This is a genomic window from Streptococcus mitis, from assembly GCF_003942695.1.
Lineage (GTDB): Bacteria > Bacillota > Bacilli > Lactobacillales > Streptococcaceae > Streptococcus > Streptococcus mitis_BD.
Window position 1 is genome coordinate 1 of the sequence record NZ_RJNU01000018.1, and the last position, 12,819, is coordinate 12,819.

The window sequence follows — 12,819 nt, forward strand, 5'->3', positions numbered from 1 at the left end:
GCCTTAAATACCACAAAACGAGCAATTAGCTCCAAAAATGCTATTCCAATTTTATCAACAATCAAAATTGATGTTACCAATGAAGGCATTACTTTAATTGGATCAAATGGTCAAATTTCCATTGAAAATTTCATTTCTCAAAAGAATGAAGATGCTGGTCTTTTGATTACTTCCTTAGGTTCGATTCTTCTTGAAGCTTCTTTCTTTATCAATGTTGTATCTAGTCTTCCAGATGTAATGCTTGATTTCAAAGAGATTGAACAAAAACAAATTGTCTTAACAAGTGGCAAATCAGAAATCACCCTAAAAGGAAAAGATAGCGAACAATATCCTCGCATTCAAGAAATTTCAGCAAGCACTCCTTTGGTTCTTGAAACCAAACTACTCAAGAAAATTATCAATGAAACAGCTTTTGCTGCAAGTGCGCAAGAAAGTCGTCCAATCTTAACAGGTGTCCACTTCGTATTGAGCCAACACAAGGAACTAAAGACAGTTGCGACAGACTCTCATCGCCTTAGCCAGAAAAAATTGACTCTTGAAAAAAATGGTGATGATTTTGATGTGGTGATTCCTAGCCGCTCTCTACGCGAATTTTCAGCTGTTTTTACAGATGATATCGAAACAGTGGAGATTTTCTTTGCCAATAATCAAATCCTCTTTAGAAGCGAAAATATTAGCTTCTACACTCGTCTCCTAGAAGGAAACTATCCTGATACAGATCGCTTGATTCCAACAGACTTTAACACTACAATTACTTTTGATGTGGTTAATTTGCGTCAATCTATGGAACGTGCTCGTCTCTTATCAAGTGCGACTCAAAATGGTACTGTGAAGCTTGAAATTAAAGGTGGTGTTGTTAGCGCCCATGTTCATTCTCCTGAAGTTGGTAAAGTAAACGAAGAAATCGATACTGAGCAGGTTACTGGGGATGATTTAACTATTAGTTTCAACCCAACTTACTTGATTGATTCTCTCAAGGCTTTAAATAGTGAAAAAGTAACTATCAGCTTTATCTCAGCTGTTCGTCCATTCACTCTTGTTCCAGCAGATACTGATGAAGACTTCATGCAGCTCATTACACCAGTTCGTACAAATTAAGTTAAAGAGGTTGAGCCTGGCTCGCCTCTTTTATGATATAATCAAAAAAGAAAAGGAGAGTAGTATGTATCAAGTTGGAAATTTTGTTGAAATGAAAAAGCCACATGCTTGTACCATTAAATCAACTGGTAAAAAAGCCAATCGTTGGGAAATTACACGTGTTGGGGCAGATATCAAAATTAAATGTAGCAATTGCGACCACCTTGTTATGATGAGTCGCCATGATTTTGAACGAAAAATGAATAAGATTATTGACTAAGAACCCTTAGTTAGAGAGTTAGCAAGTTTTCCCTTTTTGTGTTATAATGTTAGGGATTGAAATGAGAACGGAGAATGAGAAAATATGGCTTTAACAGCAGGTATCGTTGGTTTGCCAAACGTTGGTAAATCAACCCTTTTTAATGCAATTACAAAAGCAGGAGCAGAGGCGGCAAACTACCCATTTGCGACTATCGATCCAAATGTTGGGATGGTGGAAGTTCCAGATGAACGCCTACAAAAACTAACGGAAATGATTACACCTAAAAAGACAGTCCCAACAACATTTGAATTTACAGATATTGCAGGGATTGTAAAAGGAGCATCAAAAGGAGAAGGGCTAGGAAATAAATTCTTGGCTAACATCCGTGAAGTAGATGCGATTGTTCATGTTGTGCGTGCATTTGATGATGAAAATGTTATGCGTGAGCAAGGACGTGAAGACGCCTTTGTAGATCCACTTGCAGATATTGATACCATTAACTTGGAGTTGATTCTTGCTGACCTAGAGTCAGTAAATAAACGCTATGCGCGTGTAGAGAAGATGGCACGTACGCAAAAAGATAAGGAATCTGTGGCAGAGTTTAACGTCCTTCAAAAAATTAAACCAGTCCTTGAAGATGGAAAATCAGCACGTACCATTGAATTCACAGATGAGGAACAAAAAGTAGTCAAAGGACTCTTCCTTTTGACCACTAAACCAGTTCTTTATGTTGCTAATGTGGATGAGGATGTAGTTTCAGATCCAGATTCTATCGACTATGTTAAAAAAATTCGAGAATTTGCAGCGACAGAAAATGCAGAAGTAGTAGTTATTTCTGCGCGTGCTGAGGAAGAAATTTCCGAGTTAGATGATGAAGATAAGCAAGAGTTTCTTGAAGCACTTGGCTTGACAGAATCAGGTGTTGATAAGTTGACTCGAGCTGCTTACCACTTACTTGGACTTGGAACTTACTTCACAGCTGGTGAAAAAGAAGTTCGCGCTTGGACCTTTAAGCGTGGTATGAAAGCTCCTCAAGCAGCTGGTATTATCCACTCAGACTTTGAAAAAGGTTTTATTCGTGCAGTAACCATGTCATATGAGGATCTAGTGAAATATGGATCTGAAAAGGCTGTAAAAGAAGCTGGGCGCTTGCGTGAAGAAGGAAAAGAATATATCGTTCAAGATGGCGATATCATGGAATTCCGCTTTAACGTTTAATAACATTTAACAAATAGTGTCAATTAGGTTGGAAAAAAATTCCAACCCTTTTGGCTTTTGAAAGGAAAATAAATGACTAAATTACTTGTTGGATTAGGAAATCCAGGGGATAAATATTTTGAAACCAAGCACAATGTTGGCTTTATGTTGATTGACCAACTAGCTAAAAAACAAAACGTCACCTTTACACACGACAAGATATTTCAAGCTGACCTAGCCTCTTTTTTCCTCAATGGCGAAAAAATTTATCTTGTCAAACCAACAACATTTATGAATGAAAGTGGAAAAGCAGTTCATGCTTTATTGACTTATTATGGTTTGGATATTAAAGACTTACTCGTTATTTACGACGATCTTGACATGGAAGTTGGGAAAATTCGTTTAAGAGCAAAGGGCTCAGCAGGTGGCCATAATGGTATCAAGTCTATTATTCAACATATTGGAACCCAAGTATTTAACCGTGTTAAAATAGGAATTGGAAAACCCAAAAAAGGCATGTCAGTTGTTCATCATGTTTTAAGTAAGTTTGATCAAGATGACTATGTAGGTATTTTACAGTCAATTGACAAGGTTGACGATGCTGTAAATTATTATTTACAAGAGAAAAATTTTGAGAAAACAATGCAGAGGTATAACGGCTAAATGGTGACTTTATTAGATTTATTCTCAGAAAATGACCAGATAAAAAAATGGCATCAAAATCTGACAGATAAGAAAAGACAACTAATACTAGGTTTATCAACGTCTACCAAGGCTCTTGCAATTGCAAGCAGTCTAGAAAAAGAAAATAAGATTGTATTACTGACTTCAACTTATGGAGAAGCAGAACGAATTATCAGTGATCTTCTTTCTCTCTTAGGAGAGGAATTTGTCTATCCATTTTTGGTAGATGACTCTCCTATGGTAGAGTTTTTGATGTCTTCACAAGAAAAAATCATTTCACGAGTTGAGGCCTTGCGTTTTTTAACTGATTCATCTAAGAAAGGGATTTTAGTTTGTAATATCGCAGCAAGTCGATTGATTTTACCCTCTCCGACTAGATTTAAAGAAAGTATTATAAGGATTGCGGTTGGTGAAGAATATGATCAATATGACCTTCTTCACAAATTAAAGGAAATCGGTTATCGCAAAGTTACTCAAGTACAGACACAAGGTGAGTTTAGTATTCGAGGAGATATTTTAGATATTTTTGAGATGTCTCAGTTAGAACCTTTCCGAATCGAGTTTTTTGGTGATGAAGTTGATGGCATTCGTACTTTTGAAGTCGAGACACAATTATCGAAGGAAAATCAAACAGAACTTGCCATCTTTCCAGCTAGTGATATGCTTTTGAGAGAAAAGGATTATCAACGAGGTCAGTCAGCTTTAGAAAAGCAAATTTCGAAGACTCAATCGCCGATTTTGAAATCCTATTTAGAAGAAATTTTGTCAAGTTTTCATCAAAAACAAGTACATTCAGATAATCGAAAGTTTTTGTCTTTATGTTACGATAAAACATGGACTGTATTTGATTATATTGAAAAAAATAGGCCAGTATTCTTTGATGACTATCAAAAATTGATGAATCAATATGAAGTTTTTGAAAGAGAATTAGCGCAATACTTTACAGAAGATTTACAGAATAGTAAAGCATTTTCTGAGATGCAGTATTTTGCAGATACAGAGCAAATCTATAAAAAACAAAGTCCAGTGACCTTTTTCTCTAATCTTCAAAAGGGTTTAGGAAATCTCAAGTTTGATCACATTTATCAATTTAATCAATATCCTATGCAGGAATTTTTCAATCAATTTTCTTTTCTTAAAGAAGAAATTGAGCGATATAAAAAAATGGATTACACCATTGTTCTGCAGTCTAGCAATTCAATGGGAAGTAAAACACTGGAGGATGTTTTAGAGGAATATCAGATTAAATTGGATTCCAGAGACAAGTCAAGTATCTGTAAAGAATCTGTAAACTTGATTGAGGGTAACCTAAGACATGGTTTTCATTTTGTAGATGAAAAAATTCTGTTGATTACTGAACATGAGATTTTTCAAAAGAAATTAAAACGTCGTTTTAGAAGACAACATGCTTCAAACGCAGAGCGATTAAAAGATTATAATGAACTTGAAAAAGGGGACTATGTTGTTCACCATATCCATGGAATTGGTCAATATCTGGGAATTGAAACAATTGAAATCAAAGGGATTCACCGTGATTATGTCAGTGTTCAATATCAAAATGGGGATCAAATCTCCATCCCAGTAGAACAGATTCAGTTACTGTCCAAATATGTTTCAAGTGATGGGAAACCTCCTAAACTCAATAAATTAAATGATGGTCATTTCAAAAAGGCCAAGCAAAAAGTTAAGAACCAGATAGAGGATATAGCTGACGATTTAATTAAACTCTATTCTGAACGTAGTCAGTTGAAGGGTTTTGCTTTCTCAGCTGATGATGATGAGCAACATGCTTTTGATGATGCTTTCCCTTATGTTGAAACGGATGATCAACTTCGTAGTATTGAGGAAATCAAGAAAGATATGCAAGATTCTCATCCCATGGATCGACTTTTAGTTGGGGATGTTGGTTTTGGGAAGACTGAGGTTGCAATGCGTGCTGCCTTTAAGGCGGTCAATGATCACAAACAGGTAGTCGTTCTAGTTCCAACGACGGTTTTAGCGCAACAGCACTATACGAATTTTAAGGAACGATTCCAAAATTTTGCAGTTAATATTGATGTGTTGAGTCGCTTTAGAAGTAAAAAAGAGCAGGCAGAGACACTTGAAAAATTAAAGAATGGTCAAGTCGATATTTTGATTGGAACGCATCGTGTTTTATCAAAAGATGTTGTGTTTTCAGATTTGGGATTGATGATTATTGATGAGGAACAACGATTTGGTGTCAAGCATAAGGAAATTTTGAAAGAACTGAAAAAACAAGTAGATGTTCTAACTTTGACAGCAACACCGATTCCTCGTACTCTTCATATGTCTATGCTAGGAATCAGAGATTTGTCTGTTATTGAAACTCCTCCAACCAATCGCTATCCTGTTCAAACCTATGTTTTGGAAAAGAATGATAGTGTGATTCGTGATGCTGTCTTGCGCGAAATGGAGCGTGGAGGTCAAGTTTACTATCTTTACAATAAAGTTGACACGATTGACCAGAAGGTTTCAGAATTACAGGAGTTGATTCCAGAGGCTTCGATTGGGTATGTTCATGGACAAATGAGTGAAATTCAGTTGGAAAATACTCTACTTGATTTCATTGAAGGTCAGTATGATATTTTGGTGACAACTACTATTATTGAGACAGGGGTAGATATTCCAAATGCCAATACCTTATTTATTGAAAATGCAGACCATATGGGCTTGTCAACCTTGTATCAATTAAGAGGAAGAGTCGGTCGTAGTAATCGTATTGCTTATGCCTATCTCATGTATCGTCCAGAAAAATCAATCAGTGAAGTCTCTGAAAAGAGATTAGAAGCAATCAAAGGATTTACAGAATTGGGCTCTGGATTTAAGATTGCTATGCGAGATCTTTCGATTCGTGGTGCAGGAAATCTATTAGGAAAATCGCAGTCTGGTTTCATTGATTCTGTTGGTTTTGAATTGTATTCGCAGTTATTAGAGGAAGCTATTGCTAAACGTAACGGCAATGGGAATACAAGAACCAAAGGAAATGCTGAGTTGATTTTACAAATCGACGCCTATCTTCCTGACACTTATATTTCTGACCAGCGACATAAGATTGAAATTTACAAGAAAATTCGTCAAATTGACAACCGTGTCAACTATGAAGAACTACAAGAAGAATTGATGGATCGTTTTGGAGAATATCCCGATGTGGTGGCTTATCTTTTAGAGATTAGTTTGGTCAAATCATACTTGGATAAGGTCTTTGTAGAACGTGTGGAAAGAAAAGAAAATAAGATTACAGTTCAATTTGAAACAATTACTCAGCGACTGTTCTTGGCTCAAGATTATTTTAAAGCCTTATCCGCAACGAACTTAAAGGCAGCTATAGCTGAGAATAAGGGATTAATGGAAGTTGTATTTGATGTTCGAAATAAGAAGGATTATGAAATTTTAGAAGGACTGATGATTTTTGGAGAAAGTTTACTAGAGATAAAAGAATCAAAGGAAGCTAATTCTCTTTGACGTTTTTCTTCTATAAAAGGGATAAAAATGGTACAATAATAATTTGAGGTAATAAAAATGAGATTAGACAAGTATTTAAAAGTATCACGAATTATTAAGCGTCGTACAGTCGCAAAGGAAGTAGCAGATAAAGGTAGAATCAAGGTGAATGGAATCTTGGCCAAAAGTTCAACGGATTTGAAAGTTGATGACCAAGTTGAAATTCGCTTTGGGAATAAGTTGCTACTTGTTAAAGTACTGGAAATGAAAGATAGTACAAAAAAAGAAGATGCTGCTGGCATGTATGAAATTATCAGTGAAACACGGGTAGAAGAAAATGTCTAAAAATATTTTACAGATGAACAATCCTTTTATTCAAAATGAACACCAACGTCGTCGTTACCTGATGAAGGAAAGACAAAAGAGGAATCGCTTTATGGGTTGGGTCCTTATTTTGATGATTTTGTTGTTTATTTTACCGACCTATAATCTGGCCCAAAACTATAATCAGTTATTGCAACGTCGTCAGCAATTGACAGAGTTGAAAGAACAATACCAAACTCTTAGTGATGAAAAGGATAAGGAATCTGCTTTTGCTGCAAAGTTGAAAGATGAAGACTATGTAGCGAAATATGCACGCGCCAAGTACTATTACTCAAAGAAACGAGAAGCAATTTACACCATTCCTGATTTGCTTCCGAGGTAATGTCATGGAAAATTTATTAGAAGTTGTTGAGCAATTTTTAAGTTTATCAGATGAAAAATTAGAGGAATTGGCAGCTAAAAACCATTTATTACGATTACAAGAAGAAAGGGAAGAGAAGAATGCGTAAGTTCTTAGTAGTGTTATCACTACTATCTGTTTTTATCATAACTTCAAGAGTAGTTAGCACAGAAAAACAGCTCCCTTACTCTTCACAAGAAATTTATTATCTAACTGAGTCTGATCATGGATTCTACTATAAAGAACCCCTTGAATCGCCAATGGTTTATGGAGAAACAGCTGTCTATGCTAATGAAGATCTTGTAAAGGAGTCTGGAAAATTGACTCCTGGAACCACCTTTAAAATCGTAGAATGGCGTTTGAATAGACAAGGTATTCCTGTTTTTAAATTAAACAATCATCAGTTTATCCTTGCAGATAAGCGTTTAGTCTATGATCAAAGTCAAGTTCAAACTCAAAGTAGACAAGTATGGTTGGAACCGGGGTTTGTTATCTATAACAGTCCTTATGGTGCTAAAGAAATTTCTTCATCCCTCTCTCCCTATCAACGCGTAACAGTAGATAGAACCCTCTTTGCTGAGGGACAAGAATTTCTTCATATTGATCAAGTTGGGTGGGTACCAAAAGAGTTCGTCTCAGAAGAGGACAATCGTATCCAGAAGGTTCAAGAAGTCTTGTCAAACAACTATCAGAATGAAAATTATTCTATTTATGTTAAACAACTGAGTACAGGTAAAGAGGCTGGGGTGAATGAAGACAGCAAACTCTATGCAGCTAGCATCTTGAAACTAGCCTATCTTTATTATGCTCAAGATAAGATAAATAAAGGTGACTATACGCTGGACAGTAGCTTCAAGTATGTCTCAGAAGTGAATAATTTCCCTGGATCCTATAAACCAGAAGGTAGTGGTAGTTTACCTAAAACAGGAGACAACAAAGACTACAGCCTCCAACAATTAATTACCAAGGTAACAAAGGAGTCTGACAATGTTGCTCATAATATTTTAGGTTATTATGTGACCAATCAATCTGATGGGGCTTTTAAAGAAAAAATGTCCACCATTATGGGTGAAGATTGGGATGTGAATGATAAATTGACTTCTTCAAAAATGGCTGGAAAGGTCATGGAGGCTATTTATAATCAGAATGGTTTTGTTTTAGAGTCTCTAAGCAAGACGAATTTTGATAACCAACGAATTGCGAAAGGTGTTTCGGTTAAGGTAGCTCACAAAATCGGAGATGCTGACGAGTTTAAACACGATACTGCCATTGTATTTACAGACTCACCTTTCGTTCTCTCTATTTTCACCAAAAATTCTGATTATGATACTATTGCTAAGATAGCTAAGGATGTCTATGAGGTTCTAAAATGAGGGAACGGGATTTTTTAAATCATTTTCTCCGAAAAGAGTATTTCAAAAAGCATTCTAAAGTCGTGTTAGCTTTATCTGGTGGACTGGATTCAATGTTTTTATTCCAGCTATTGTCTACTTACCAAAAAGAGTTAGAAATTGAGCTGATTGTAGCACATGTCAATCACAAGCAGAGAAGGGAGTCTGATTGGGAGGAAAATGAACTAAGGAAGTTAGCTAATGTAGCTGGACTTCCTATTTATATCACAAGTTTTTCAGGAGACTTTTCAGAGGCGCGTGCTCGAGAGTTTCGTTATGATTTTTTTAGAAAAATCATGAAAGAGGTTGGAGCAACTGCTTTGGTCACTGCCCACCATGCAGATGATCAGGTTGAAACGATTTTGATGCGCTTGATTCGAGGAAGTAGGCTACGTCATTTGACAGGAATAAAAGAAAGTCAAGTAGTTGATGATATCGAAATCATCCGTCCCTTGTTGCATTTTCATAAAAAGGATTTTCTACCAATTGTTCATTTCGAAGATCAATCAAATCGTGAGAATGCCTATTTTCGCAATCGTATTCGAAATAGGTATTTACCAGAGCTTGAAAAAGAAAATCCTCGTCTTAAATCCGCTCTTTTAGATTTAGGAAGGGAAATTTCAGATTACCAAGTAGCCATAATGGAGCTCTCTGAACAGATTGATGTGGAAGATTTGAATGAGCTCTTTTCATACTCTCAACAAACTCAAGGGATCTTGCTCCAGAACTATCTCAATCAATTCCCTGACTTAAATCTTACGAAAGCTCAGTTTGCAGAAGTTCGACAGATTTTAGCAACTAAAAGTCAGTATCGTCACCCACTGAAAAATGGTTATGAATTGATAAAAGAGTATCAGAATTTTCGAGTTTGCAAAATCAGTCCACAGTCTGATGAAAAGAAAGATGAACTTGTGTTACACTATCAAAATCAAGTTCGATATAAGGGCTATTTATTTTCCTTTGGCATCCCTATTGAAGGGGACGCTGTTCAAAAAATAATAGTTTCACGGGAAACACCTGTATATATTAGATGTCGAAAACCTGGCGATGTTCTTATTCTGAATGGGCATCGAAAGAAACTGAGACGTTTATTTATAGATTTGAAAATCCCTATTGAAAAACGAAAAATAACCCCTATTATTGAGCAATTTGGAGAAATTGTCTCAATTTTAGGAATTGCGACCAGTGATTTGAGTAAAAACACGAAAAATGATATAATGAACACTGTACTTTATATAGAAAAAATAGATAGGTAAAAAGATGTTAGAACACGATATTAAAAAAATCCTCGTTTCACATGATGAAATTACAGAAGCAGCTAAAAAGCTAGGTGCGCAACTAACAAAAGAATATGAGGGGAAAAATCCAATTCTTGTTGGAATTTTGAAAGGATCAATTCCTTTTATGGCTGAATTGGTCAAACATATTGATACGCATATTGAGATGGACTTCATGATGGTATCTAGCTACCATGGTGGAACAGCAAGTAGTGGTGTGATCAATATCAAGCAAGACGTAACTCAGGATATCAAGGGAAGACATATTCTATTTGTAGAAGATATCATTGATACAGGTCAAACTTTGAAGAATCTGAAAGATATGTTTATTGCAAGAGAAGTGGCTTCTGTTAAAATCGCGACTTTGTTGGACAAACCAGAGGGTCGTGTTGTTGAAATTGAGGCAGATTATACTTGCTTTACTATTCCAAATGAGTTTGTAGTAGGATATGGTCTGGATTATAAAGAAAATTATCGTAACCTTCCTTATGTTGGAGTGTTGAAAGAGGAAGTTTATTCAAATTAGAAAGAGCATTCTTTAATGAAAAAACAAAATAATGGTTTAGTTAGAAATCCATTTCTATACTTGTTAATTATCTTCTTCCTTGTAACAGGATTCCAGTATTTTTACTCTGGGAATGCTGCTGGGAAAAGTGAAAAAATTAACTATACAGAATTGGTAAAAGAAATTACAGCAGACAATGTAAAAGAATTAACCTATCAGCCAAATGGTAGCATCATTGAGGTGTCTGGTGTTTATAAAAATCCTAAGACTAGTAAAGAAGAAACAGGGATTCAATTCTTCACTCCTACTGCTACAAAAGTAGAAAGATTCTCAAGTACCATTCTTCCGTCGGATTCAACAGTTTCAGAATTGCAAAAACTTGCTTCTGAACATCAGGCTGAGGTTACAGTCAAACATGAGAGTTCAAGTGGCATGTGGATCAATATCCTTGTTTCTGTTGTGCCATTTGCTATTCTCTTCTTCTTCCTATTCTCTATGATGGGAAATATGGGAGGAAATAATAGTAGAAATCCAATGAGTTTTGGACGTAGCAAGGCCAAAGCTGCTAACAAAGAAGATATCAAGGTACGATTCTCAGATGTTGCAGGTGCCGAGGAAGAAAAACAAGAATTAGTCGAAGTTGTTGAATTCCTAAAAGATCCAAAACGATTTACAAAGCTTGGTGCGCGTATTCCTGCGGGTGTTCTTTTGGAGGGGCCTCCCGGGACAGGTAAAACCTTACTTGCTAAGGCAGTTGCTGGAGAAGCAGGAGTTCCATTCTTTAGCATTTCAGGTTCTGACTTTGTAGAAATGTTTGTCGGAGTTGGTGCAAGTCGTGTTCGTTCTCTTTTTGAGGATGCAAAAAAAGCAGCGCCAGCCATCATCTTTATCGATGAAATTGATGCTGTTGGTCGTCAACGTGGTGTCGGTCTCGGTGGAGGAAATGATGAACGTGAACAAACCCTGAACCAGCTCTTAATTGAAATGGATGGTTTTGAGGGTAATGAAGGAATTATTGTTATCGCTGCGACGAACCGTTCAGATGTTCTAGATCCAGCTCTTCTCCGTCCAGGACGTTTTGATAGAAAAGTCTTAGTTGGTCGCCCTGATGTTAAAGGTCGTGAAGCAATCTTGAAAGTTCACGCTAAAAATAAACCTCTGGCAGACGATGTTGATTTGAAACTAGTTGCCCAACAAACACCAGGTTTTGTGGGAGCTGACTTAGAAAATGTTCTAAACGAAGCAGCCTTAGTTGCTGCTCGTCGCAACAAATCAATCATTGATGCTTCAGATATTGATGAGGCAGAGGACAGAGTGATTGCTGGACCATCTAAGAAAGATAAAACAGTATCACAAAGAGAACGTGAATTGGTTGCTTATCATGAGGCTGGACATACCATTGTTGGTTTAGTACTGTCAAATGCCCGTGTTGTTCATAAAGTTACCATCGTACCACGTGGACGTGCAGGCGGATACATGATTGCACTTCCTAAAGAAGATCAAATGCTTCTATCTAAAGAAGACATGAAAGAACAATTAGCAGGTTTGATGGGTGGTCGTGTAGCTGAAGAGATTATCTTTAATGTCCAAACGACAGGAGCTTCAAATGACTTTGAACAAGCTACACAGATGGCGCGTGCAATGGTCACTGAATACGGTATGAGTGAAAAACTTGGCCCAGTTCAATATGAAGGTAATCATGCTATGTTTGGTGCACAAAGTCCTCAAAAATCAATTTCAGAACAAACAGCCTATGAGATTGATGAGGAAGTTCGTTCATTATTGAATGAGGCACGAAACAAAGCTGCTGAAATTATCCAATCAAATCGTGAAACCCACAAACTGATTGCAGAGGCATTGTTGAAATACGAAACATTGGATAGTACTCAAATTAAATCTCTTTACGAAACAGGAAAAATGCCTGAGACAGTAGAAGAGGAATCACATGCCCTATCTTATGATGAAGTAAAATCAAAAATGAGTGAAGAAAAATAACCCCAGAGAGGCCAGGCCTCTCTTTTTGTATGCAGTTGAGGTAGCGAGAAGTATAGAATAGAGAAAGTAGACTCAGGGGCTCGCGCATTTTGTTAAACTAAATGCAGAAAGGAGAGGTCTATGAATCTAAAAGAGTTGTATGAAGAAAGTAAAGGGATTGTAAACAAGTGCCGCAAAGAATACCATTTACATCTGTGGGAGAAAGAGGACTGGGACCAGGAGGGGATGATGTGCCTGTATGAGCT

General features: G+C 36.6%; 12 protein-coding genes and 1 pseudogene. All 13 read left to right on the forward strand.

What is annotated here, in order from left to right:
• Positions 1 to 1,098, forward strand: a 1,098-nt coding sequence (gene dnaN, locus D8852_RS09685; protein ID WP_125833928.1) for a DNA polymerase III subunit beta, incomplete at its 5' end; no start/stop codon positions are given.
• A 64-nt stretch (positions 1,099 to 1,162) separates the two neighbouring features.
• Positions 1,163 to 1,357, forward strand: a complete 195-nt coding sequence (locus D8852_RS09690; protein WP_000285183.1) for a DUF951 domain-containing protein — start codon at positions 1,163 to 1,165, stop codon at positions 1,355 to 1,357.
• Positions 1,358 to 1,441: 84 nt separating this feature from the next.
• Positions 1,442 to 2,557: a redox-regulated ATPase YchF gene (gene ychF, locus D8852_RS09695; protein WP_001218697.1), complete on the forward strand. Its 1,116-nt coding sequence runs from the start codon at positions 1,442 to 1,444 to the stop codon at positions 2,555 to 2,557.
• A gap of 72 nt (positions 2,558 to 2,629) precedes the next feature.
• Positions 2,630 to 3,199: an aminoacyl-tRNA hydrolase gene (gene pth, locus D8852_RS09700; RefSeq protein ID WP_125833931.1), complete on the forward strand. Its 570-nt coding sequence runs from the start codon at positions 2,630 to 2,632 to the stop codon at positions 3,197 to 3,199.
• Positions 3,200 to 6,703 carry a transcription-repair coupling factor gene (gene mfd, locus D8852_RS09705; RefSeq protein WP_125426183.1) on the forward strand — a complete coding sequence of 1,168 codons (3,504 nt, stop codon included), beginning with the start codon at positions 3,200 to 3,202 and terminating at the stop codon, positions 6,701 to 6,703.
• A gap of 57 nt (positions 6,704 to 6,760) precedes the next feature.
• Positions 6,761 to 7,027 carry an RNA-binding S4 domain-containing protein gene (locus tag D8852_RS09710; RefSeq protein WP_001234973.1) on the forward strand — a complete coding sequence of 89 codons (267 nt, stop codon included), beginning with the start codon at positions 6,761 to 6,763 and terminating at the stop codon, positions 7,025 to 7,027.
• Positions 7,020 to 7,388: a septum formation initiator family protein gene (locus D8852_RS09715; RefSeq protein WP_125426186.1), complete on the forward strand. Its 369-nt coding sequence runs from the start codon at positions 7,020 to 7,022 to the stop codon at positions 7,386 to 7,388. Before D8852_RS09710 ends, D8852_RS09715 begins: the two co-directional genes overlap by 8 nt.
• Before the next feature lie 4 nt (positions 7,389 to 7,392).
• Entirely contained in the window at positions 7,393 to 7,515 is a 123-nt protein-coding gene (locus tag D8852_RS10215; RefSeq protein ID WP_000429343.1) for an SP_0009 family protein, read from the forward strand.
• Positions 7,508 to 8,779, forward strand: coding sequence for a serine hydrolase (locus D8852_RS09720; protein ID WP_125426189.1), 1,272 nt, complete (start codon positions 7,508 to 7,510; stop codon positions 8,777 to 8,779). Before D8852_RS10215 ends, D8852_RS09720 begins: the two co-directional genes overlap by 8 nt.
• A complete protein-coding gene (tilS, locus tag D8852_RS09725; protein ID WP_125426192.1) occupies positions 8,776 to 10,053 on the forward strand; it encodes a tRNA lysidine(34) synthetase TilS in 1,278 nt (425 codons plus the stop codon). Before D8852_RS09720 ends, tilS begins: the two co-directional genes overlap by 4 nt.
• A 4-nt stretch (positions 10,054 to 10,057) precedes the next feature.
• Positions 10,058 to 10,600, forward strand: a complete 543-nt coding sequence (hpt, locus tag D8852_RS09730; protein WP_125426195.1) for a hypoxanthine phosphoribosyltransferase — start codon at positions 10,058 to 10,060, stop codon at positions 10,598 to 10,600.
• 15 nt (positions 10,601 to 10,615) lie between these two features.
• Positions 10,616 to 12,574, forward strand: coding sequence for an ATP-dependent zinc metalloprotease FtsH (ftsH, locus tag D8852_RS09735; protein ID WP_038804793.1), 1,959 nt, complete (start codon positions 10,616 to 10,618; stop codon positions 12,572 to 12,574).
• Between the two features lie 120 nt (positions 12,575 to 12,694).
• Positions 12,695 to 12,819, forward strand: a pseudogene (locus D8852_RS10220) (sigma-70 family RNA polymerase sigma factor); the annotation flags it as partial.